Origin of the sequence: Psychromonas arctica DSM 14288, assembly GCF_000482725.1 — a bacterium.
Classification (GTDB): Bacteria; Pseudomonadota; Gammaproteobacteria; order Enterobacterales; family Psychromonadaceae; genus Psychromonas; species Psychromonas arctica.
Genome location: NZ_AXWP01000001.1, coordinates 318,173 through 341,157, shown reverse-complemented (window position 1 = coordinate 341,157; position 22,985 = coordinate 318,173). Strand labels below are relative to the sequence as shown.

22 protein-coding genes are annotated in these 22,985 nt (G+C 36.6%); 8 read left to right on the top strand and 14 right to left on the bottom strand.

The genetic code is table 11. The features are described 5' to 3' along the window. Positions 1 to 52: 52 nt before the first annotated feature. Positions 53 to 1,513, bottom strand: a complete 1,461-nt coding sequence (locus H592_RS0101500) for a catalase (protein WP_028867180.1) — start codon at positions 1,511 to 1,513, stop codon at positions 53 to 55. Positions 1,514 to 1,673: 160 nt separating this feature from the next. On the opposite strand from H592_RS0101500, the gene H592_RS0101495 reads away from it, so the two are divergent. The 3 genes from H592_RS0101495 to cydC all read left to right on the top strand — a co-directional run bounded on the left by H592_RS0101495 (position 1,674) and on the right by cydC (position 5,955). Beyond that, the gene (locus H592_RS0101495) at positions 1,674 to 2,189 is read left to right on the top strand and encodes a MarR family winged helix-turn-helix transcriptional regulator (RefSeq protein WP_028867179.1); all 516 of its coding nucleotides are present in this window, start codon (positions 1,674 to 1,676) and stop codon (positions 2,187 to 2,189) included. 89 nt (positions 2,190 to 2,278) lie between these two features. Further along, complete coding sequence (cydD, locus tag H592_RS0101490; RefSeq protein WP_028867178.1) at positions 2,279 to 4,144, top strand: heme ABC transporter permease/ATP-binding protein CydD; 1,866 nt, start codon at positions 2,279 to 2,281, stop codon at positions 4,142 to 4,144. Beyond that, positions 4,141 to 5,955 carry a heme ABC transporter ATP-binding protein/permease CydC gene (gene cydC / locus H592_RS0101485; protein WP_028867177.1) on the top strand — a complete coding sequence of 605 codons (1,815 nt, stop codon included), beginning with the start codon at positions 4,141 to 4,143 and terminating at the stop codon, positions 5,953 to 5,955. The genes cydD and cydC overlap by 4 nt, the downstream gene beginning before the upstream one ends. A 118-nt stretch (positions 5,956 to 6,073) precedes the next feature. Here the strand turns inward: cydC and H592_RS0101480 are convergent, their stop codons facing one another. The 5 genes from H592_RS0101480 to H592_RS0101460 all read right to left on the bottom strand — a co-directional run bounded on the left by H592_RS0101480 (position 6,074) and on the right by H592_RS0101460 (position 10,889). Then, positions 6,074 to 6,493 (bottom strand): methyltransferase family protein, encoded by a 420-nt coding sequence (locus H592_RS0101480; protein WP_051368868.1) that lies wholly within the window; start codon positions 6,491 to 6,493, stop codon positions 6,074 to 6,076. A 123-nt stretch (positions 6,494 to 6,616) separates the two neighbouring features. Continuing rightward, positions 6,617 to 7,504, bottom strand: coding sequence for a J domain-containing protein (locus H592_RS0101475; protein ID WP_028867175.1), 888 nt, complete (start codon positions 7,502 to 7,504; stop codon positions 6,617 to 6,619). 461 nt (positions 7,505 to 7,965) lie between these two features. Next, positions 7,966 to 8,244: a peptidylprolyl isomerase PpiC gene (gene ppiC / locus H592_RS0101470; RefSeq protein WP_028867174.1), complete on the bottom strand. Its 279-nt coding sequence runs from the start codon at positions 8,242 to 8,244 to the stop codon at positions 7,966 to 7,968. A 456-nt stretch (positions 8,245 to 8,700) separates the two neighbouring features. Continuing rightward, positions 8,701 to 8,838: a DUF3149 domain-containing protein gene (locus H592_RS23815; RefSeq protein ID WP_156916050.1), complete on the bottom strand. Its 138-nt coding sequence runs from the start codon at positions 8,836 to 8,838 to the stop codon at positions 8,701 to 8,703. Positions 8,839 to 9,164: 326 nt separating this feature from the next. After that, positions 9,165 to 10,889, bottom strand: coding sequence for an AMP-binding protein (locus tag H592_RS0101460; RefSeq protein WP_051368866.1), 1,725 nt, complete (start codon positions 10,887 to 10,889; stop codon positions 9,165 to 9,167). A gap of 251 nt (positions 10,890 to 11,140) precedes the next feature. Between H592_RS0101460 and H592_RS21300 the strand changes: the two genes are divergently transcribed. Both H592_RS21300 and H592_RS0101450 read left to right on the top strand, forming a co-directional pair. Further along, on the top strand, positions 11,141 to 11,416 hold the full coding sequence (locus H592_RS21300) for a DUF2960 domain-containing protein (protein WP_037070683.1): 276 nt from the start codon (positions 11,141 to 11,143) through the stop codon (positions 11,414 to 11,416). A 47-nt stretch (positions 11,417 to 11,463) separates the two neighbouring features. Continuing rightward, entirely contained in the window at positions 11,464 to 12,201 is a 738-nt protein-coding gene (locus tag H592_RS0101450; RefSeq protein ID WP_028867172.1) for a hypothetical protein, read from the top strand. A gap of 21 nt (positions 12,202 to 12,222) precedes the next feature. Here H592_RS0101450 and H592_RS0101445 read toward each other — a convergent pair whose 3' ends face one another. Together H592_RS0101445 and H592_RS0101440 are read right to left on the bottom strand one after the other, a co-directional pair. Then, positions 12,223 to 12,432 (bottom strand): hypothetical protein, encoded by a 210-nt coding sequence (locus H592_RS0101445; protein WP_028867171.1) that lies wholly within the window; start codon positions 12,430 to 12,432, stop codon positions 12,223 to 12,225. Positions 12,433 to 12,521: 89 nt separating this feature from the next. Beyond that, positions 12,522 to 13,181 carry a 7-cyano-7-deazaguanine/7-aminomethyl-7-deazaguanine transporter gene (locus tag H592_RS0101440; RefSeq protein WP_028867170.1) on the bottom strand — a complete coding sequence of 220 codons (660 nt, stop codon included), beginning with the start codon at positions 13,179 to 13,181 and terminating at the stop codon, positions 12,522 to 12,524. A gap of 199 nt (positions 13,182 to 13,380) precedes the next feature. On the opposite strand from H592_RS0101440, the gene H592_RS0101435 reads away from it, so the two are divergent. The 3 genes from H592_RS0101435 (at position 13,381) to H592_RS0101425 (ending at position 16,167) form a co-directional block, all read left to right on the top strand. Next, positions 13,381 to 14,043, top strand: a complete 663-nt coding sequence (locus H592_RS0101435; protein ID WP_028867169.1) for a regulatory protein RecX — start codon at positions 13,381 to 13,383, stop codon at positions 14,041 to 14,043. A 102-nt stretch (positions 14,044 to 14,145) separates the two neighbouring features. Further along, positions 14,146 to 15,558, top strand: coding sequence for a DNA repair protein RadA (radA, locus tag H592_RS0101430; protein ID WP_028867168.1), 1,413 nt, complete (start codon positions 14,146 to 14,148; stop codon positions 15,556 to 15,558). An 87-nt stretch (positions 15,559 to 15,645) separates the two neighbouring features. Next, entirely contained in the window at positions 15,646 to 16,167 is a 522-nt protein-coding gene (locus tag H592_RS0101425; RefSeq protein WP_028867167.1) for a class I SAM-dependent methyltransferase, read from the top strand. A gap of 107 nt (positions 16,168 to 16,274) precedes the next feature. Here the strand turns inward: H592_RS0101425 and H592_RS0101420 are convergent, their stop codons facing one another. The 6 genes from H592_RS0101420 to H592_RS23810 all read right to left on the bottom strand — a co-directional run. Next, on the bottom strand, positions 16,275 to 17,234 hold the full coding sequence (locus H592_RS0101420; RefSeq protein ID WP_028867166.1) for a hypothetical protein: 960 nt from the start codon (positions 17,232 to 17,234) through the stop codon (positions 16,275 to 16,277). Next, positions 17,234 to 17,866, bottom strand: coding sequence for an adenylyl-sulfate kinase (gene cysC, locus H592_RS0101415; protein WP_028867165.1), 633 nt, complete (start codon positions 17,864 to 17,866; stop codon positions 17,234 to 17,236). The genes H592_RS0101420 and cysC overlap by 1 nt, the downstream gene beginning before the upstream one ends. Before the next feature lie 104 nt (positions 17,867 to 17,970). Next, on the bottom strand, positions 17,971 to 19,698 hold the full coding sequence (locus H592_RS0101410) for an SLC13 family permease (RefSeq protein ID WP_028867164.1): 1,728 nt from the start codon (positions 19,696 to 19,698) through the stop codon (positions 17,971 to 17,973). A gap of 68 nt (positions 19,699 to 19,766) precedes the next feature. Continuing rightward, positions 19,767 to 21,176, bottom strand: a complete 1,410-nt coding sequence (gene cysN, locus H592_RS0101405) for a sulfate adenylyltransferase subunit CysN (RefSeq protein WP_028867163.1) — start codon at positions 21,174 to 21,176, stop codon at positions 19,767 to 19,769. Positions 21,177 to 21,222: 46 nt separating this feature from the next. Next, a complete protein-coding gene (gene cysD, locus H592_RS0101400; protein WP_028867162.1) occupies positions 21,223 to 22,131 on the bottom strand; it encodes a sulfate adenylyltransferase subunit CysD in 909 nt (302 codons plus the stop codon). A gap of 537 nt (positions 22,132 to 22,668) precedes the next feature. After that, the coding region (locus H592_RS23810) for an ISAs1 family transposase (RefSeq protein ID WP_211235599.1) at positions 22,669 to 22,985 on the bottom strand (317 nt) is incomplete at its 5' end.

The following is a 22,985-nucleotide window of genomic DNA, read 5'->3' as shown; positions in this document are numbered from 1 at the left end:
ATAGACCTGTAAAAAGTGAAATCACTTATTTAATGTAATTAATGGTATACCATTATAAAGCGATCGTTTTTATATCAATATCTAATGCTTTAGCAACACCTTCACCATAAGCAGGATCAGCTTTATAACAATTGGAAATATGACGGTGCTTAACTTCAATTAAAGCAGGGCTAATACTTCTTGCTGTGTTTTCAAATAATACTTGTTGTTGCGCATCTGACATCAAATTAAACAGCTTACCCGGTTGGCTATAATAATCACTGTCATCTTCACGGAAATCCCAGTTATAAGCATCACCATTAATGGCTAATTTAGGTTCTTTTTCGTCGGCTTGTTGTTGCCATAACCCTAAATTATTTGGCTCATAGCCTTTAGTGCTACCATAGTTTCCGTCAACACGCATCGCACCATCGCGGTGGTATGAATTAACCGGGCAACGAGGTTGATTAACTGGAATATGGACATGATTTACGCCTAAGCGATAACGTTGAGCATCACCGTAAGAGAATAAACGACCTTGTAGCATTTTGTCTGGAGAATAACTGATCCCAGGGACAAAGTTAGCAGGGTTAAATGCTGCTTGCTCTACTTCAGCAAAGTAATTATCAGGGTTACGATTTAGCTCCATCACCCCCACATCAATCAATGGGTAATCGTCATGTGGCCATACTTTAGTCAAGTCAAAAGGATGAACTTGATAAGTTTCAGCTTTTTTTTCAGGCATAATTTGAACTTTGACATTCCATTTAGGGAAGTCTGCATTTTCAATGGCTTCGTATAAATCTTGTTGATGACTTTCACGATTCTTACCAACTAATTCTTCAGCTTCCTGATCCGTAAGGTTTTTAATGCCTTGTTGAGTTTCTAAATGAAACTTCACCCAAAAACGTTCATTATCTGCATTAATAAAGCTAAAAGTATGGCTACCAAAACCATGCATATGGCGATAGCTGCTTGGGATCCCACGGTCACTCATAACAACAGTTACTTGATGCAATGCTTCAGGTAATAATGACCAAAAATCCCAGTTTGTATTCGCATTACGAAGATTCGTACGAGGGTCTCTTTTTACTGCATGATTTAAATCAGGGAATTTTAAGGGATCACGTAAAAAGAAAACCGGGGTATTGTTCCCCACTAGATCCCAATTACCTTCTTCGGTATAAAACTTGATTGCAAAACCACGGATATCACGTTCAGCATCTGCTGCGCCACGTTCGCCAGCGACTGTAGAGAAGCGAACAAAAAGTTCTGTTTGCTTGCCAACTTCAGAGAAAATATTTGCTTTAGTAAATTGAGAGATATCATGCGTCACCGTAAATGTGCCATAAGCGCCAGAACCTTTAGCATGCATACGTCTTTCAGGAATTACTTCTCTGTCAAAATGCGCTAATTTCTCCAGAAACCAAAGATCCTGAAGTAACATAGGGCCTCGCGGTCCTGCTGTTTGTGCATTTTGGTTATCTGCGACTGGTGCACCATTTGTTGTCGTAAGCTTATGTTTATTGGTCATGATTATCTCCACTTCTTTAAAATTGGGGGGTTAAAGATAAAGTAAATAATTAACTTCATTGCGATGAAGAAAATCATCTTTATGCCATATCTGCCTGGAAAGGTATTTATTGAATATACCTCTCTGGAAAGGTATTGTACAAGCAAATATAGGAAATCTTATGTCTCACACACAATTACAATTTGAAAACTTTATCAACCTAATGAAAACAAATTGGCCAAATGCCTATCAAGGCCTTTTCCTTCTTTTTCCTCGAGTAGAAAGAATTGCCAACAACCTTGATGATCATATTGATAAACTAATGAGTGAACGAGGTTTATTATCCAGTGACTTCCATTTAATTACCGCCATTAGGCGCAGTAAAAGTGCCCCACCTTACGAACTAAAGCCCTCTGATTTATGTAACTACATGTTATTTAGTTGGGGTGGTTTAACTAAAGTGATGAAACGCTTAGAAGCTAAGGGCATTATTACGCGAATTAATTGTGAAGATGACAAGCGTATTTGTATGATCAGATTAACCGATCTAGGGATCAGCATTGTTGATCAGTCGGTTGTTGAATTACACTGTATACATCAACAGTTATTAACAGATTTTACGCCAGAAGAGATAGCATTGTTAGATAAACTACTTGCTAAATTATTGAATAATGTAGAGTCACAACCGCTACCATAAAAACACACTGGTTGATAAACTATACGAACCTTTAATCAACAACGAATAACGCTCCCCTCTTACTATTATTTATAAACATCAGGAACAAGATGAATAAACCCTTAGAAAAACAGCTAATTACATGGTTAAAAAAACAAAAGTATGCGTGCGGTTTTTACCTTAAGTTAACCGTATTATTTGGTTTATTAACGGGATTTTCATTAATTATACAAGCCTATCTCATCTCTACTATCTTACATGGCATTATTATCAATGACTTACCAAAGTCGGCATTCAGTAATGAATTTATCTTTTTATTTATTTTGATCCCAATTAGAGCATTATTAGCATTTGCCCGAGAGCGTTGTAGTTTTGAAGCTGGTAAACGATTACGTTTACAGGTTCGTGCCGCAGTGTTAGATAAAATGAGCGAATTAGGCCCTGCTTTTATCAAAGGCAAACCTGCCGGAAGCTGGGCAAGCATAGTGCTTGAGCAAGTTGAAGATTTACACGATTTTTATGCACGTTACTTACCACAGATGTTGCTTGCTGGTTTTATCCCATTAACCATTTTAGTGGTTGTATTTCCATTAAACTGGGCAGCAGGTTTGATCTTATTCTGTACAGCGCCTTTAATTCCTATTTTTATGATTTTAGTAGGGACTGGAGCAGCAGATGCAAACCGTAAAAATTTTAAAGCATTAGCACAACTAAGTGGCCATTTCATGGATCGTTTAAAAGGACTGAATACGTTAAAGTTGTTTAATAGAGGTAATGCAGAGGGTAAAGAGATAGAAGCAGCATCAGAAGCATTTCGTAAAAAAACCATGGCGGTATTACGCTTAGCTTTTTTGAGTTCAGCAGTGTTAGAGTTTTTTGCTGCCGTTTCAATTGCAGTATTAGCGATCTACTTTGGCTTCAGCTTTTTAGGTGAACTCGATTTTGGCGACTATAACGGTGGCGTGAGTTTATTTGTAGGTATGTTTGTATTAATGCTTGCACCTGAATTTTACCAACCTCTTCGCGACATGGGCACACATTATCATGCTAAGGCTCAAGCGATCGGCGCAGCGGAAGAGTTAAAAGCACTTCTTGAATATCAAGTTGAAATAGATAATAGCAATACATTAACAACTGACAACACACACGATGATGTTAAACAAAGCATCACGACAAAGTCACTCAATAATATCGGCATTAAGACAGTCGAGCGCCAACAAGGTATTACATTAATTGCCTCTGATCTAACTATTAAAAGCCACTCGGGCACTATCCTAGTTGGTCCCATTTCATTTAAACTCGAAACAGGTCAACATATCGCAGTGGTTGGCCCTAGCGGTGCAGGGAAAAGTAGTTTGTTGAATGCTTTACTGGGTTTTTTACCTTACCAAGGTTCACTCACAGTCAATGGCATTGAATTAAATCAGTTATCTATCACAAATTGGCGCACACACCTCGCTTGGCTTGGTCAAGAGCCTCAACTATTTCACGGCAGTATACGTGATAATGTTGCTTTAGCAGATCCCAATATGAGTGATGACAAGATAAATACGTTGCTAGCAAAAGCTAAAATACTCGACTTCGTTGAACAACAACCATTAGGTTTAAATCACCCTATTGGAGAACAAATGGCCGGTGTCTCGGTCGGTCAAGCGCAACGAATTGCCTTAGCACGCGCTTTAGGCCAACAAGCTTCATTATTCTTACTTGACGAACCGACTGCTAGTCTAGATAGAGCCAGCGAAAATGCAGTACTTGCTTCTTTAACCGAAGCCATGCAAGGAGTAAGTTGTTTGATGGTGACACATCGAATCGATCAGTTGAGTAGAATGGATAGTATTTTGGTACTTGATAAAGGCAAAATTGTGCAACAAGGTCACGTAGATAAACTGACACTCGAGGATGGATTATTTAAACAAATGCGAAGTGAGCAATTTAATTCAAACGGTGTAAAAACTGAGGAGCAAAATGTATGAAAACGTTACTCCCTTTTATAAAGTTATTTCGTCACCAATGGTTGATGATGGCAATCGGATTGCTATTAAGTATTACTTCTTTGATGGCAGGGATCGGTTTGTTGTCACTTTCAGGTTGGTTTTTGTCTGCCTCGGCGGTAGCAGGTTTAACCTTACTTGCGACACAAACCTTTAACTATTTAACTCCGAGTGGCGGGGTTCGCTTTCTTTCTATAGCGAGAACAGCAAGCCGTTATGGTGAGCGATTGGCTACTCATGAAGCTACCTTCAAGTTATTGACTCAGCTTAGAGTTTGGGCTTGGAAAAAAGTGATACCACTTAGTGCAAAAAATATGCAAGGATTACGACAAGGTGAATTATTAAACCGCTTAGTCGCGGATATAGATACACTTGACCACCTTTACCTACGTTTGATAACACCTCTCTTTGCCGCCCTATTGATGCTACTTTGTTTATACTTTTTTGTGGCTTGGATAGACACAGATTTAGCACTTTTGATCTGTGGCAGCTTATTATTAATTTGGTTGCTATTACCTTGGTGTTTTTATTTTCTGGGTCGAGCACCTGGTATCAAACTACTACAAAGCAAACGCCTATTACGCATTCAGATACTTGAATTTGTACAAGGACTTGCAGAGATTTCATTATTTGGAGTAGAGCTGCGTTTTCGAGAAAAATTAGCGCAATCAGAAGCCGCATTATTGGATAGCCAACGTGCGATGGCCAATATAACTGCATTGAGTCAAGCCGCATTAATCTTATGCCACGGTTTTGTTATGTTAGTGGTACTTTATGTGGCTGCTTCCGGTGTTGGCGAACATCAACCACCAGGTGCCATGTTAGCGATGATAACGTTTATGGTTTTAGCTTGTATTGAAATGTTAATGCCTATTGCCGGTGCTTTTCAGCATCTTTCTTCCTGTGTTGATGCTGGTAAACGGGTTAATGATTTAGTACAACAAACACCTGATATCATTTTCAATGATCAACATACCAGCATTATCAACAAAGGTGCTTTAGATTTGAAAGATATTGTTTTTTCCTATCAAAAGATTGAATATAACACTGGGCAAAGTGAAGAAAAAAGTGTAGATCAAGCTGTACTTAAAGGCATCACACTAACCATTAATGCCGGTGAAAAAGTCGCATTACTAGGCCAAACAGGTTGCGGAAAATCCAGCCTGTTAGCTTTGATCACACGTGAATGGGAAGCTAATTCAGGGCAAATATTGATCGATGGTGTCGATGTTAAACGATACAGTCAACACGCTTTAAGCAGCGGCCTTTCGATAGTAAGTCAGCGTATTTATTTATTTACAGGTACCCTTAGAGACAATTTAACATTGGCACAAGCAGAGGCTATTAAATTTGATAACTACAAACAGCAGATTGCCGCGCAAACAAACAACGACAAACAGTTGATAGCGGTTCTTGAAAAGGTTGGTTTATCTGCGTTAACCCAGGGAGAGTCTCCACTTGATGCATGGATAGGTGAAGGAGGAAGGCAACTCTCTGGCGGCGAACAACGTAGAATTGGCGTTGCACGCGTGTTATTACGTAATGCACCATTGTTGTTACTGGATGAGCCGACAGAAGGCTTAGACAAACGCACAGAACGAGAGATTTTATCGCTTTTATTTGAATTTGCTAAAGATAAAACCCTATTAATGATCAGTCATCGACTAACAGCAATAGAAAAAATGGATCGAATATATTTAATGGAAGATGGCTTATTGCGTATTTCAGGAAAACATAACCAACTATTGGCAAGTGATCAGTATTACGCCAGTTTACACAAACAGTTAAGCTGAGGTTATTGTAAGTTATGCGAAGAGAAAGTTCGATAAAGTTATAGTAAGTAACTTATATTCACGTGACTTACATTCAGGTGACTTACAAAGCAGATAGCCTATTAGTATTTCCTTTCAATCACCAAATCCAAGGGATGAACGCCTTGGATTTTTTTTGGTAAGCACGATATTCAGGATGATGTAGAGATAAAGCTTTTTCTTCATAGCGCGCTTTAAGGCACAACACAATAATCAACAGTAACCATGCAATCAGTTTGTATTCACTAAACTGAAAAAATAGTACTCCTAGTCCGCCCAAAAAAAGAGAGGTATACATAGGATGACGGATATATCGATAAGGTCCATGAACGATCAAATTGCCAGTTGGTTTTGGATCGGGTCGAACATTAAAGTTTCCAGGACGGTTGGTCATTAAAGCCGACAATGCAACTAACATAGCACACAAAACAAGCAGTAACCCTAACATCGATAGCTTTAAGTTCGCGATAGGCCACACAATAAAAGCTAATAGTATAAATTGTGTAATCACATAAATCATTGTAGTTTCCTCAATCTATAGCAAATACAGACTAGCCGCGTTAAGAATCAAGAGGCATTCTGTAGTCAGTGAATTAGACATCCAGGAAACAAATAACATGACAACTTTTCGAATTGTTAACTATTATTCAGCGAGTTTTAAATGGGCGCTGTATTTTATGTCATCACATATTAGCGTTAATACTTCAAAGTCTTTAAACATGGCTACATCAACACTATCAAATAACCAAATAGAAAAAATAAAGTTCTCATCTATCGTGGCTCTTGCAAAAGGGTTAATTAATCCTACACGTTGATAGTTATTTACGCTCAATGCTGCTTCACAGGAACCGTGCTTTTCATTGCGTAACTTCGCTTTTTGCTCGCTATTATAAAGTGACTTATCAATTTGAAACATCAAGGTTGGAATGCCTAACTCTGTGATCAAAATAAACTCACCAAAGTCACTAGACTTAGAATACCCTGGTACATGCTTCCAGCTACGAGTTTTAGCTTTTAATAATATTTTAGGTTTTACCGGCAATGTTTCGGGCATAGAGCTAATAAAGAATCGAGGCGTAGGTAAGATTGAATCTTCTTCTTCATTCAATGATGTCATTAGCAGAAGCGAGCCACAAACCATCACAATAAATAACGTTGTTAATACAAATTTAAGTTGCTTTGCGACTTTAGCAACATCAGAATCCGCAGTTAGTTTTCGAATTTCAGCGTTAGCTTCTGTTAAACAATCTGTTTTTATTTTGATGTCCTCAAGTAGCTGATGGACTTTTATACGTAAAGACTCTGCGTCTAGTTTGTCTTCATCAACAACAATCACCTCAGAAGGTAAATAAACGAAATGTTCATTACCTTTCCCGCTGGTGATATTTTTATAAGCTATATGCACTATTTTAAATAATTCACTTGTGCCCGATTTATCAGGGTGAATTTTTAATGATAGTAGCTTAAATTGCCTACGAATCGCTTTTTGTGACCAAGAGTCATTTGTCCCTAAAATATCATGGTTATTCATATCTATGAAGTATTTACCTACTAGGAGAAGAAAAAATAATGCGCTTAAAATGTCGTTATTTATTTAACCACTTAATAAAAAAGTTCCATCTTTAATGGCTAGAGTTTGACATCCACTTTAAACAAAATCAAAAAAAAAACCACAAAACAAATCAATATCTTAATAAAATAATGAATAATGTGATTTTTTAAACGCTATTGGATATTTAGTCGTAAATATCAATCAAAACGGGCCTAAAAAAGCACTCATAAAGAAATAGTAAAAAAATACGACTATGTTTGTATTATCGAGCGAAGACAAATAAAAGGCATATAAAACATATATTTTAACTGTTTTGTTAATACCAAAGTAATAACAAAACAAATAAAAAGCAACACCAATAATAATAAGGTTTAACAGGATTATGAGTACTGCTATATTTAATAGCCCCACTTATTATTGACATAGTGAAACCTAAATATTCACGTTCGATATAGCACTTTAATAATATGCCAGCCAAATTTTGTTTTTACTAAATGAGGAGTGATCAACTCGGCACCAAAACAAACTTTATCGAAAGCAGGTACCATTTGTCCTTTTTTAAACTCACCTAAATCCCCCCCTTTTTTACCCGAAGGACAAGTAGAATATTTTTTTGCTAGAGTTTGAAATTTTGCCCCTTTTTTTAATTGAGCAAGAATATCTTCTGCTTTCTCTTGGTGTTTTACTAGAATATGTAATGCGGATGCAGTGTTAGCCATGTTATTTATCTCTGATTATTAAAACGTCGCTATGATAGCAAATCAGATCGAAATGAATGCATTTATGTTGAGGTTAAACAGTTATTTTAAAATATTTTTTATAGTCATTTGTTGGAAAATACTAATTTGAATAAAATACAGATGCTAATACTTGCTTAAGTACTTTGTTCATGAGTATTAAGGTACTGGTATTAGATATCAAAATTGAAGATACATTTATTAACTAGCAGTGAATGATCAGGTCACCTTATTATAGGCATGTTGGAGGTGAGCCAACAATTACTGATGTAATCAACTCGCTTAGTATTTTAGTATTTGAACTAGTCAAAAGTCGATATAATTTGATTATTGCCAAAGCGATAGCCAAAGATCTGGGCTCATCGTTCAATTAACTTATTAAACCTTTCACCTATCACCCCTTAATCAAAACTCACAGCGTATTAGATATTTATTATCTTATTCCCGAGGACCAGCTTTAATGATATTTTTAATAAAATAATAAGCAATATAACCCACAATTAAACAAGTACCCGCGATAACAGCAACACCAGCGCCGACAATAGGGTCATTCAACAACATCGATAAAAAATCCATTCTTACCTCCTAAATTAACTAATAAGTAAATGTCTTAATAGTTAATGTAGTTAAGAAGCTAAAAATAGACTTTGATTTAAATCAGTTTAAGGATTGTTATAATAATTACTTCTAGAAGATGCTATACACCTCTCTTTATTGCGGTTATTTAACCAAAAAGCAATCTAAACTGGATACCGTTCAAATTAAATAGACTACTTTTTTGTTATTCATAAAGTATTCATTTTACTATTTTTAAAAGCGTTAACAGCATTTACCTTTCAACAATATCCAACAATTTAAATTAACCACATCTAACGCTCAAATATCCGAAGCTAACTAATACGTTAGATGTGTAAATAGCGTTTAATTTTTTTTGTCGGTGTTTTAATAAAAGGTTCAGCCTGTTCAACCACTGAACTAATTTTAGAAAACGAAGCTAAGCTTTTATTTGTCTCATTTCTAATGCTTTCTAATAAAGAAACGATATCTTTATGTAAATCAAAATCACTTTGTGTTTTTAAATTATGCTGTTCATCAAACAGGTCATAATCGATATAAATTTTAGCCACTAATTTTTTATCTACTTCATAGACCATAGAATCAATGACTAACGGGTGCTGTTCAATCACAGACTCCACCGACTCTGGGTAAATATTTTCACCACTCGATCCAATAATCACATTTTTACTGCGGCCACTAATAGTTAAAATCCCCATATCATCGACATAACCTAGATCACCCGTATTAAACCACCCTTCAGCATCTAAGACCTCTTCAGTTCGCTCTTTCTCTTTATAATACCCGAGCATCACATTAGGGCCACGCACATGTAATTCGCCATCACGATCCTGTTCATTTTGTTTTACAAATCGATATTCTATTTCTGGCGCAAAAACGCCGGTTGTACCAATGCGTGTTTTACCCGGCACCGCACCAGCGATAATAGGTGCAGTTTCAGTCAACCCGTAACCGATGGCATAAGGAAAACCAGCTTCTAATAAAAACTGCTCAACAAACTTTGATAACTTAGCCCCGCCAATACCAAAGAATTTAATTTCTCCGCCAAAGCTTTGCATCAATTTTTTACCGGCCACTTTATTTAATTGTTTACGTACAAAGCTAATGTTTTCATACATAAATTTTGTTACTTTATTCTTATTAATTTCGGCGATAACTTTGCTTTTATAAATTTTTTCAATCACTAATGGCACACTTAACATACAAGTTGGTTTAACTTGCTGCATTGCCGCTAAAATGATCTTTGGTGAAGGAACCTTGTTGATGTAATGTACCGAAGCACCGTTTGCAAAAGGTACTAAAAGGCCAACTGAACATTCAAAAGTATGCGCTAAGGGCAAGATTGATAAAAATCGGTCTGTCTCAATGATATCCGCTAAGGTGTTTGCTTGATACAATTGCGCCATTAAGTTGTAATGACTTAGCATCACACCTTTTGATTGTCCCGTTGTGCCTGAGGTGTAAATAATAACTGCAACATCGTTTGGATTGATAGTTAATGAATTATCGATTTCACTCATTTTCAAGAGCTTTTGCTGCTTTGCAAACTGTATGGCTTTATCTTTCATCTGCGCAATAGTTTGTGCGCCTTTAATAAATAAATCCGAATGTTTAGGCGTTTTATCCTCTATTATATCTAATGTTTCCATTGAAAAAACATAAGAGAGGCTAGAGCTAAAGTCATCTTCATTAAGCCGTGTGCATATTTTGTTTGAAACAAAAATAGCTTGCACCTGCGAATGCTTAATAATGTGATGAATTTCATTACTATGAAAATCTGGCAAAATAGGAACCGCGATAGCTCCCATTGCAGTTATTGCAAGATACACTATGCCCCAATGTGGCATATTTTCACTGCATATCGCTACCTTATCTCCTTGTTTTATGCCTAAATCTTTAAACATGGCTTGCAGTTGAATGACTTTTTCTCCTGCTTGCTGATAGGTGAACCCTTCTTCTCCTACATTTGTCAAAAAGGTATTCGATGCATACTTTTTAAAAGTATAATCAGCTAAAGACATTAAGTTATTATGTGAGAGGTTAAGCGACATAGTTGACCTTTAAGTTGAAAGAAATGTGTATTTGCTTAGCACACCCCTTCTCTGAAAAATTAGTTTTATTATTACTTCAATTTTACACCAATAAATTAATACAAAATGACAAAAATACGGGTTATTAACTGCTTTTCAGAGGGTTAGCTCAAATTTATTAAAAAAAGTAATTTAATTAAATCGAAAAAGGTAGTTATAGCAACACTTCAAGCTGTGCTAAAATCCTCTTTTTTATTTATTGGAACAATCCTATGGCACGTCAAGTCACCTATTTTTACCAAGGCACCAAAAAAACAATCTCATTTTCTTTTAGTCAACACTTTGATATTTTTGAAGCGGTTGCAGCGGCTGAAGGTGTTGATTTAAAGTCATTTTGGGCAATGGAAAAACAGCTAGAAATGAGCTCGCGTGGCCAGGGAATAATGAAAAATTATCGCGCTAATGAATTTGAACGCATGGGTTTTTCTGAGATTAAATTTGTACGTGATGAGACAAAAGATAAAAAAAATAATAAAGACAATAAATAAACTCAAGAGAGGCTTCATAGCCTCTCTACTTTCACGGAAGAGATGACGTGCTAACGCAAAATAAAACCTTACAAAAAATATCAACAATCGAACACAAACAATTAACTGACATTCTCCTTACTTTACCCGTTCCACAAAAACGTTACTTGAAAGCGGCATTAAATACAGCAGTATTTTGGGTGTTTTCCCTTGCTGCTTTTTGTATCCTTTGGTTCATATCTAGCCTATTAGTGGCTAGCTTCAGTACTTTAGATATTGGAATAAGCAGCCAGTATGCCACCTTTATATTTCCAACGGCTATTGTATTAGCAGCTATCTTTGCGATTAACTCGACGAGAAAGTGGTTAGCTGAATCAGATAATTTATATACGCTGGTTAAAGCGGATTTAAAAGCACAACAAGTGTGCAAAGCATCATTTAAAGTGATGGGGGTTAAATGTTTTAAAGAACCGGAGCATGGCGGAGTGTTATATTGTTTATTACTACAAACGAACTCAGTCACAGGAAGTTCTGATACTCAATGCAAAGCGAATATGATTAGAGTCATTTATGATTATCAAAGTCAACAGGCGAAAATTGATCCTACTACCTTGTTAAAACCAAGCGACAATATAACGATTATTACTGCTCCTCAGTCACTATTGGTACTCGATAATATTTTTGAGGGTGAACGATTGGCCGATATCAAACACTTTGCTTTGACATTACCACCAGAAAAGTGGCCAAAACCAGATAGTTGGTTAGATGAAGATTGGCAGGAGCTAGAAAATAGTTATTCTGCTTAACGGGTTAATTAAATGCTGTATTTATACCACTTCCGCTAAATTGCTGATCATTTTTTGTTGCTTAAAACAGATCATTTCTGCATTAGAAATTTTGCGAACAGAGCAGCTATTTGACGCGATTTTAGCCTTAAATTGATGTATTTTTACTTGCCAATAATTGATCATAAACTTAATGAAATTGATATTATTAAGTCCTGCAGTAAAGTAGGAAATAACAGTGAGTTTAAACATCAAGAGGTCCTCCCTTTGAACTTATTGATGTTTTACTCTGCAATCAATTGCTAGATTCAGACTTAAACGTTGTTAAACCTTAACGATTTTTATGCAATAGCTGATTGTGCTGGTATTTTGATGATCCGCTTCTCTAATACTTTTAATAGCACACCATAGGCAGGTAGGAATAAACACAAACTAACCAATAGTTTAAAGCCATAATCGACCATTGCAATTTCAGGCCAGTTTACCGCCATAAAACTATCCGTTGAAGCATAGAAAGCTAATGAGAAGAAGACTAGCGTATCAAGTAAGTTACCTAATAAAGTTGATGCAGTAGGTGCAACCCACCATCTTTTAGTTAAACGCAGATTAGCAAATACCTTAATATCTAATAGCTGTCCAAAAAGATACGCAGCAAAACTTGCACCTGCAATCCGCAATACAAAGCTATTATATTCAGCGAGCGCATCCATACCTTGAAATACACCTTGATGGAATAAAACGCCAATCACATAGGAAACAATCAATGCAGGTAACATCGCTTTGAAAATAATGCGTCGAGCATCTTTTTGACCAAATATTCTTACGGTCAAGTCAGTTGCTAAGTATACAAAAGGAAAGCTAAAAGCCCCCCATGTTGTATGCCAACCAAATAGCGTAAAAGGGAGCTGTACTAGATAATTACTAGCACAAACTATAATGATGTGAAATCCAACCAATAGCGTTACAGCACGGCGAATTTGCGTGTTTGAAAGTGATAACATATTTTGACCTTTTTAAATTCAACAACGGGGTGAGGGAACCCGCTTATTATTTATCCCAAATGGGGTCGCATATTATAGGGTGATCATTTGGTAATACAAGTCCTTTGATAACATTGATTTTATCTCGTCTCAACAAGCACGTGCAATTTTACACACAATAACGTTATACTGTATATAAACACACTTAAGTGAGTCAATTATGTTTGCAAATAAACCTATTAAGATAGCAAAGGATATTGAAGGCGTTCGTCGTAGTGCTTTTTGGCACCTATCCCGTCGAGATCATAGCGAAGCTGAATTAATAAAAAAGTTGCAACGTAAAACTGACAATCAAGAGTGGATTGATACGGTCATTAATGAATGCTTAGATTATAACTATCTTAATGATCAGAGATTTACTGAATCTTTTTTACGTAGCTCTCGCAATAAAGGTTATGGTGAAACACGCATTAAACAAGACCTTAAACAAAAAGGGATCGGCGAGCGTTTAATTAAACAAACCCTTGATGAAAATGAGTTTAATTACATAGATGCCGCGCAACAACTATTAGAGAATAAATTTAATGAAGCAATTGTCACTCAGCATCTAAAGCAAAAAGCGATGGGATTTTTACAAGCTAAAGGACATAATTTTAGTGATATTGCATTAGCCATTGAATCACATAATGAAAACTTCCCAACTCCAAGCTTTAACGATCTCGACGAAGCATGTTTATTACTTTCTAAAAAATTCAGAGTCTCTATCGACGATCAAAAACAAAAGAGTAAAGCGCTACGTCATTTAACTTCTCATGGTTATGACTATGCTAAATCAAACCAAGCGATTAAATTATTTAATGAAAATATAGCGTTAGATAAATAGTACTTATCTAAGCAAACCTTAGATGAACAACAGACTTTAAATAAATAGCAACTTTAAACCCTGACTATTTAACAACACCCGCTTTAAAATACGGAATCTATAATGGCTAAAGCAAAAACAAAAATATCATATGTTTGTAGTGACTGTGGTGCTGACTATACCAAATGGCAAGGCCAATGTGGGGAATGTAAAGCTTGGAACACCATTACCGAGTTTCGAGAAGCCTCAAGCACCACTAAATCAGTCAATGCGGCAATCAACCGTAATAACGTCGGAGGGTATGCAGGTGTTACCACTAATGGTGTTAAACGCATCTCTTCAGTACAAGTCGAAAATGCACAACGAGTATCTACCGGCTTAAGTGAGTTAGACCGTGTGTTGGGTGATGGTATTACCCTTGGGTCAGTAGTATTAATAAGTGGTGACCCGGGCTCAGGTAAAACCACCCTCCTCACTAAAGTTGCCTCAGTTATGTCACAAACTATGTCCACGTTATATGTCACTGCAGAGGAAAGTTTAAGCCAATGGGCAAAGCGTGGCATCGAACGTTTGAACTTAAATTTTAATGAAGCTAACTTTTTATTATCTGATACCGACAGTATTGAAGATATCGTAGACCAATGTATTGAGAATAACGTACGATTTTTAATTGCTGATTCAATACAAGCATTTGAATCTAATTCTGTTGATGGTTCAGCCGGTGGTGTGACACAAGTTAAAACCTGTGCAAAAATATTAAACCGATTATGTAAGCAGCATGGCATAACATTAATTTTAGTGGGCCAGGTAAACAAAAACTCACAAATGGCTGGACCGCAAACACTTAAACATATTATCGATACTGCCATACATATTGAGGTTAATGATGCATCAGTACGTATTTTACGTGCAGATAAAAACCGCTTTGGAGACACAGAACAAGTTGGTATTTTTCAAATGACCGAAAAAGGCATGCGCTCTGTTGATAACCCAAGTCGTTTATTTTTATCGGGTAGTGAAGAACACTTTGAAGGTTCTGCTATCTCAGTAATTAAAGATGGCGCTCGAAATTTACTCATCGAAATTCAAGCATTAGCCACTGAAGTTGAAGGTGAAAAATCAATTCGTAACTGTATTGGTGTTTCCTATAGTCGTTTATCATTAATTACCGCCGTATTAAAAAAACACGGTGGCATCCCAACCTATTACGATATTAATATCAGTTTAGTAGGAGGTTTAAAGATGTCCGATTCTGAAACATCAACGGATATGGCAGTTACTGCTGCGTTACTCAGTTCTATTAACTCCAAACCCTTGCCTAACGATGCTGTGTTTATTGGAGAGTTAGCATTAACCGGTGAATTACGTCAAATTCCACAAATTGTACCTCGAGTAAGAGAAGCATTAAGTCACGGTAAAAAGCAAATATTTATCCCTTCGGTTGCCTATCATGCATCCATGCAACAATTTGTTAAAGGTGACCAAAAAATCATCGCACTTAAAAACGTAAAAGAACTTATTGAAGCACTACAGTGATTTATTCTATGTAAATGGCGTTAAAGTAAATGCAATCAAATAAGATCTATCGAACAAAAAATATATAAACAGCAGTAAGGTTAAATAATGGTAAGTGCACAATTGTTACAAGACCATCAACATCTATTCAAAGCAGAGCAAGGACAAGTGCTAGATTTAGCCTGTGGTAAAGGCCAAAATGGTTTGTATTTAAAACAGCATAACATTGATCTGTTGTTTGCCGATATTCAACAAGTGCATCTAGCTAATTTAGTTACACATGAAGATGTTGAACAGAGCAATGTGTGGTGTGCTGATTTTGAATCTGAAACACAAATTGATGCAATCAAACTCAGTAAAATGCAGTTGCAAGGTGTGATAGTTTTTAGGTATTTACATCGACCATTATTTGATGCGTTAAAAAAATCGGTTAAACCCGGTGGGTTTGTCATTTATGAAACATTCACTAAACAAAACAAACAATTTAGCCGTCCAAATCGCGACCAATTTTTATTAAAAGAAGGTGAACTAAAATCACTTTTTAAAGATTGGGAAATATTATTTTATTTTGAAGGCATCAAGCACAACCCTGATCGTGCGGTTGCGCAGATTGTCTGCCAGAAACCTTAAGGCTTACATTGTATTAAATTAATGAAACTAAAAATTAAAATAGCTAAATCAAATACAAACAGTTAGGTATGAATAGACATACCTAACACTATCTATGCTTTATGACGTTAACTTTTATACTGCAATTCTACTAATTCAATAAACCGTGATAACTCATTCCTCGGTAAATTATTAATCCCAGCAGCGGCGGCCCTACCTCCTCCAGTATCAAATTGACTACAAATATCACCCGCACCTTGTTTATTATTAAGCGGTGCTCTAAGTGAAACAAGATAATTATTTTCTGAATTTTCTGTTAATACTGCAAACGCACTATCAGGTTGTTGGTTGGCTAATAAATTACCATAAACACCGCTAATTCGGCGAGACCAAGCCTGGTCTGGTAATTCAAAGATACTTAATAATGCAGAGCTGTATTGCGATGAAATCGCTAATGCTTTATTAAGATCGGCTTGGTAAGCCAATTGTAGCTTTGAAAATGGAGAATTTGGATCAGCGATCACATCAAAGGGAGAGACGTAGTTTAACAACAAACGGTATAGCTCCGCAGGATCATAATGCAGATCCGATAACTGACTGCCATAACCATTATAATTAATTAACGTGCCTAGCTCTTGTAGTTGTGCTCTTTGTTGCTGATCGTAACCTGCCGCTTTGGCAAGCTGATCTGCTTTGGCAATTAAGTTGTCCCCGTAGGCTGCGCAAATCGCCCAACTATGAAATTGTCTGTTTAGATGCTGATCAATAATCAATGCTGTACAAGTATTTGCGTCGAGATCTATTAACGCGGTTAAGTTTTTATTACTAGGAATATCGCCACAACGATGATGATCCGCATAGAATACATCATGCCCTTTATTTAACATTTCAATTAAACAGGCACTATTCTTTTCCATTGAAATATCTAATACAGTAACAGTATCCTGCGCGGTTATTTCAATCTTTTTTAATAATTGAATATCTCTTTTAACACCAGTTACCAAGGTTGCCTGTAAAGGATTACTTAGGCGCAATTGAATCAGGGATATAATGCCATCGGCATCACCATTAAAGACATCATAATGCATTATAAATACTCATTTTCTTTCAGGTAATCAATTACTTGTTGAGCACATGCTTGAATAGATTTTCGTTCAGTTTGAACATGTATTTCAGGATTCACCGGTTTTTCATAGGCACTATCAATACCCGTAAAGTTTTTTATCTCACCAGCACGTGCTTTTTTATACAAACCTTTTGGGTCACGAGATTCACACACGGCTAGCGGCGTATCGATAAACACTTCGATAAACTGGCCTTCTGGTAATTGTGAACGAACCATTTCGCGATCGGCAACAAAGGGTGAAATAAAAGCCGTCGAGACTAATAAACCCGCATCAGCAAACAACGAAGCGACTTCGCCTACACGACGAATATTTTCAACGCGATCAGCATCTGAAAAACCCAAGTCCCCGTTCAAACCATGGCGTACATTATCGCCATCTAATACGTAAGTTTTAGCTTGGTGCTGAAACAACATCAAATCCACTGCATTAGCAACCGTCGATTTTCCTGATCCACTTAAACCGGTAAACCATAATACTGCTGCTTTATGTCCATTTAAGTGACAATGATCTTGATGAGAGACACTTGCTTGATGCCAAACGACATCCGATGATTTTTCGCCATCAACATCTTTTTCTATATAAGGGTTGTTCATATTAATTCTCTCTTAAAGTCGTTATCAATTATTTCAATACGGCAGTCCTTGGTGATGCTTTGGCCGCATGTTTTTAAACACGTTATTTTACAATCCAAGCACAGTTACAGACCAAACACAGTCACAATCGCAATAATACAAGTGACGCTATAAACTAGACTGACCGGCACGCCTATTTTAATAAAATCTTGTAACTTATATTGCCCAGCATTAAAAACCATCAAGTTGGTTTGGTAACCATAGGGGCTGATGAAACTCGCACTTGCTCCAAATGCAACCGCCATAATAAAGGCAATGGGGTTAGCATCAATACTCACAGCTAATCCATAGGCAATAGGAAATATTAACGCCGCAGCTGCATTATTAGTGACTAACTCTGTCAATAATAACGTAATCATATAAACGGCTATAAGTGCCATCAGCGGGTTATGTAATATTGAATTATGACTGATCATTTGATTAAAATTATCGATCACCCCACTATTTTGTAACGCATAAGAAAGTGCAATTGCAGACGAAATAATCACCCAAATATCGGTGGGGAAACGTCTCACTAATTCACTACTGGTTAAACAGCCAGATAATAACAATACGCCTAATAATAATAAAACCGATTTAAACAGCGGCACCAAACCCAACGCGGCTAAGGTAATGGCAATAAAAAAACCTGCAATCGCTAATATTTCTTTTTTACCTGATAGGCTCGAGTCTAATTCAACATCGGATAACAATATAAAATTCTTTCGAATATTTCTACGTGATTTAAAATCTTCACCCACCGCAAGTACTAAGAAATCACCTGGTTTTATTTTTAACTTACCAATTTTGCCAGAAACTTTTTCACCATCGCGTTTAATCGCCACCACTGCAGCATCAAATAACGAGCGAAAACCAACCGACTTAAGGGTTTTACCTCTTAAAATACTTTCAGGTCGTACCACTACTTCTCGTAAATTATCTATGGGTAACCCGCTGTGTTCGGCAAAGATAGACAGTCCATCAAAGGATCGTAATTGACTTACTTTAGAAATATCACCACTAAAAATCAGCCTGTCGTTAGCTTGTAGCACTTCACTTGGTGTGATTGCAGTGAGCAGTACTTCGCCACGCATAATTTCAACTAAAAATAAGGACTGCAAATGGCGCAGACCATTTTGATCAATACTTTTGCCTATCAAACTTGATTCAGGATTTACCTTAGCTTCAATAAAATAAGATTGTGCTTTACCAAGCTTCATATCTCTATCGGGTAAAATACTGCGGCATAAATACAGGGTAACCCCACAGGCAGCCACAAGACATAATCCAACTAAGGTAAAATCGAAAAAACCGAGTGAGGGTAAATTAGCATCCAATACTAGACTATTAACGATCAAGTTAGTTGATGTGCCCACTAGGGTTAACGTACCACCAAGGATCGCCGCATAGGATAAAGGAATTAATAATTTACTAGCACAATGATTAGGGTTGTTACGGATCGGCGCCAACATTGTAGACACAACAGCCGTGTTATTCAGAAGCGCTGAAGAAATAACGGTAAAACCAAATAAACGCATCCACGTTGCACTATAGCTAGGCCGGATCACTTTCATAGCAACCAAACGTAACAAACGTGTTTTTTCAAGCGCGATTGAACACAGCATTAATAAAATAAGCGTCAATAAACCTTCATTTGAAAGGCTTTTAATAACTTGATCAGTAGTTACCATCTGAGTTGAAAATAAGGTTAATAATGCAACACCAAAAACAAAGCTTGGACGTTGTTGGAAATTAATTAACCCAATGATAGTAGAGATGAAAACAGCAAGTACAAAATAGGATTGAAGTGTCATGAATAAGCCGTCAGTTAACTGCGCGTTTAGTTGCCAGTATAAACTGGCAACCAGACACTATTGAGCAACTATCCTTTTAGGATATCTTTTGCTTCCCAATGTGGGAAATGTTTACGAACTAATGCATTAAACTCAACTTCAAAATCACTGTAAGCTGGTTTAGTTGATGCTTTAGCGTCAACGGCCTGTTTGATCATACCCGCACCCACAGTACCGTTAGTAAGGCGATCAATAATGATGAAAGCACCTGTTGCACGGTTTGATGCATAGGCATCGAACTGTACTTCCGTTGCAACTTCAAAATTACAACTACCAATTTCATTCAATGCTAATTGATTTGCAGGTTTTTGTTCAATGGTATTAACATCTGTTTGATAATTAATCGACGTAACAGAACCTACTGTTGAATTACTACCAACCTTAATGATGTATTCACGATCAACATTTAATGGTGTTTCGTCCATCCAAACTACGTCAGCTTCAAAGCTCTTAGTCGACTGAGGTTTTTCATGTGGACGAACAATCATATCACCACGACTGATATCGATTTCATCTTCAAGTGTTAATGTAATCGCCATACCTTGATAAGCAACATCAATGTTACCGTCAAAGGTTACAATCTCTTTCACTTTACTTTGCTTACCCGATGGTAATGCTTCAATCGTATCACCAACACGAATATCACCTGATGCAATCGTACCAGCAAAACCACGGAAATCTAAGTTTGGACGGTTAACGTATTGCACGCCTAAACGGAATTGATCATTTGCATTGCTGTTAATTTCAACTGTGTTTAGTAAACGTAATAATGGTGAACCTGGGTACCAAGGCATATTTTCGCTTTGGTTTACGACGTTATCACCTTTAAGTGCAGAAATAGGCACAAAACGCACATCAGCAATGTTTAATTGCTTAGCAAATTCACGGTAGTCCGCTTTAATTTTTCTGTATATTTCTTGATCATAACCCACTGCATCCATTTTATTGATAGCAATAACAACATGCTTAATACCCAATAAAGAACAAATGTATGAATGACGACGCGTTTGCACTTGGACACCGTGACGAGCATCGATCAAAATAATGGCTAAATCACATGTAGACGCACCTGTTGCCATGTTACGCGTATATTGTTCATGTCCAGGCGTGTCTGCAATAATAAATTTACGTTGCTCTGTTGCAAAATAACGGTAAGCAACATCAATAGTAATGCCCTGCTCACGCTCTGACTGTAAACCATCTACTAATAACGCTAAATCAAACGTGTTATCAGTTGTATTGAATTTTTTTGAATCTTTTTCGATTGCGGCCATGTGATCTTCAAAGATCATCTTACTGTCATATAATAAACGGCCAATTAATGTTGATTTACCGTCGTCGACACTGCCACAGGTGATAAAACGCATCATGTCTTTATTTTCATGCACTCGTAAATATTCTTCGATATCTGATGCGATTAGATTTGTATCGTTAGTCATTTTTTTTCCTTAACTCTCTATAGGACTGGGTTATTTAAGCGTTGGCCTAAAAGTAACCTTCCATTTTTTTCTTTTCCATTGAACCTGCAGAATCGTTATCGATAACTCGACCTTGACGCTCTGAAGTAGTGGTCAGCAACATCTCTTGAATAATTTCAGGTAATGTTTTGGCTTCAGACTCAATCGCACCGGTTAATGGGTAACAACCTAATGTACGGAAACGCACATTTTTAATTTCAGGCACTTCACCTTCTTCAAGTGGCATACGTTCATCATCAACCATAATCAATGAACCATCACGCTCAACAACAGGACGCGGTGCAGAGAAATATAAAGGCACCATCTCGATTTGTTCTTGATAGATGTACTGCCAGATATCAAGCTCAGTCCAGTTAGACAATGGGAATACACGAATACTTTCTCCACGGTCTACTTTTGAGTTATAGATGTTCCACAATTCAGGGCGTTGATTTTTTGGATCCCAACGGTGCTTTTTATCACGGAAAGAATAAACACGTTCTTTGGCACGAGATTTTTCTTCGTCACGACGCGCGCCACCAAATGCAGCATCAAATCCGTAATGGTCTAATGCTTGTTTTAGGCCTTGTGTTTTCATCACATCAGTATGTTTTGCAGAACCATGTGTAAACGGCCCCATACCCATTGCAATGCCTTCAGGGTTTTTATGAACTAATAAATCGAAATCATACTTTTCCGCTAAATTATCGCGGAACTGAATCATTTCTTTAAATTTCCAGTCGGTATCAACATGTAGTAGCGGGAAAGGAATTTTTCCCGGATAAAATGCCTTACGCGCAAGGTGTAATAAAACAGATGAATCTTTACCTATTGAGTACAACATTACAGGATTATCAAATTCAGCAGCTACTTCACGCATAATTTGAATTGATTCAGCCTCAAGCGCTTTAAGGTGAGTTAGTCTTTTATTGTTCATGTGTTTCCTTACAAAGTCACAAGATATGTATAATTTGAAAGCATTATGCAGTGTTCTCTTATAAATCGGCAGTAACGAATTCAGATAGGATATAGAAAATAGTTATAAGGCCGATTCATCATTCAATTCATTGAAAGCATTTCATATTTATCAAGTATATTGATTTTTATTTACAATAACGAGGGTAATGATTCGATGTTATAAGGCAGGATTATAATAAATATACATTTAAACATTTAAACATTTAAACATTTAAACATTTAAACATTTAAACATTTACATCAATCTAAGATACATTATGAGGATTGAAAAAAGTATTATCAGCCAGTGACCTTATTTGTATCTGCTATTAATATTTGAATCTAAGTTTTATAATAAACTGCATTATCACTTCATTAATTTTATAAACGATTATTCAAAATCTTTCTTTTTACTAACAGCACATATGACACTAGTACAACAACTTCTCTATTAATTCGAGACTTTAATGACCTTAATATCTATCTGGTTCAGGGCAAAATCATACTTGTTCAATAATTAGCCGAATATGATTTTTTCTCTAACTTCATCAGACCACCCGGCTTGCTTAAGCTTGCCTTTAATACTATCTTTTATTGGACTTAATCGTGCTAAATTCATAGAAAATCGCCTGAAAGTTGCCATATTTTCAGGCGCGTCTCCCCGACGAATTCGTGATTCATCTTCCTTAAAAGTCATATCGAGTACCCAATGCGACGAATTTTCAATCGCCCAATGCCCTCTAATTACTCTAGATATCTGAGCTAAATCTACTTCCAGTGAGCTAATATAATAGGATATTTCAGTTGTCTCTTCTTCTTTGATTATTCGCGTTC

Bases quoted from the DNA above. Each gene is read 5' to 3' on its own strand.
- H592_RS0101500 (WP_028867180.1), bottom strand. From the start codon at position 1,513: ATGACCAATAAACATAAGCTTACGACAACAAATGGTGCACCAGTCGCA.
- H592_RS0101495 (WP_028867179.1), top strand. From the start codon at position 1,674: ATGTCTCACACACAATTACAATTTGAAAACTTTATCAACCTAATGAAA.
- cydD (WP_028867178.1), top strand. From the start codon at position 2,279: ATGAATAAACCCTTAGAAAAACAGCTAATTACATGGTTAAAAAAACAA.
- cydC (WP_028867177.1), top strand. From the start codon at position 4,141: ATGAAAACGTTACTCCCTTTTATAAAGTTATTTCGTCACCAATGGTTG.
- H592_RS0101480 (WP_051368868.1), bottom strand. From the start codon at position 6,493: ATGATTTATGTGATTACACAATTTATACTATTAGCTTTTATTGTGTGG.
- H592_RS0101475 (WP_028867175.1), bottom strand. From the start codon at position 7,504: ATGAATAACCATGATATTTTAGGGACAAATGACTCTTGGTCACAAAAA.
- ppiC (WP_028867174.1), bottom strand. From the start codon at position 8,244: ATGGCTAACACTGCATCCGCATTACATATTCTAGTAAAACACCAAGAG.
- H592_RS23815 (WP_156916050.1), bottom strand. From the start codon at position 8,838: ATGGATTTTTTATCGATGTTGTTGAATGACCCTATTGTCGGCGCTGGT.
- H592_RS0101460 (WP_051368866.1), bottom strand. From the start codon at position 10,889: ATGTCGCTTAACCTCTCACATAATAACTTAATGTCTTTAGCTGATTAT.
- H592_RS21300 (WP_037070683.1), top strand. From the start codon at position 11,141: ATGGCACGTCAAGTCACCTATTTTTACCAAGGCACCAAAAAAACAATC.
- H592_RS0101445 (WP_028867171.1), bottom strand. From the start codon at position 12,432: ATGTTTAAACTCACTGTTATTTCCTACTTTACTGCAGGACTTAATAAT.
- H592_RS0101440 (WP_028867170.1), bottom strand. From the start codon at position 13,181: ATGTTATCACTTTCAAACACGCAAATTCGCCGTGCTGTAACGCTATTG.
- H592_RS0101435 (WP_028867169.1), top strand. From the start codon at position 13,381: ATGTTTGCAAATAAACCTATTAAGATAGCAAAGGATATTGAAGGCGTT.
- radA (WP_028867168.1), top strand. From the start codon at position 14,146: ATGGCTAAAGCAAAAACAAAAATATCATATGTTTGTAGTGACTGTGGT.
- H592_RS0101425 (WP_028867167.1), top strand. From the start codon at position 15,646: ATGGTAAGTGCACAATTGTTACAAGACCATCAACATCTATTCAAAGCA.
- H592_RS0101420 (WP_028867166.1), bottom strand. From the start codon at position 17,234: ATGCATTATGATGTCTTTAATGGTGATGCCGATGGCATTATATCCCTG.
- cysC (WP_028867165.1), bottom strand. From the start codon at position 17,866: ATGAACAACCCTTATATAGAAAAAGATGTTGATGGCGAAAAATCATCG.
- H592_RS0101410 (WP_028867164.1), bottom strand. From the start codon at position 19,698: ATGACACTTCAATCCTATTTTGTACTTGCTGTTTTCATCTCTACTATC.
- cysN (WP_028867163.1), bottom strand. From the start codon at position 21,176: ATGACTAACGATACAAATCTAATCGCATCAGATATCGAAGAATATTTA.
- cysD (WP_028867162.1), bottom strand. From the start codon at position 22,131: ATGAACAATAAAAGACTAACTCACCTTAAAGCGCTTGAGGCTGAATCA.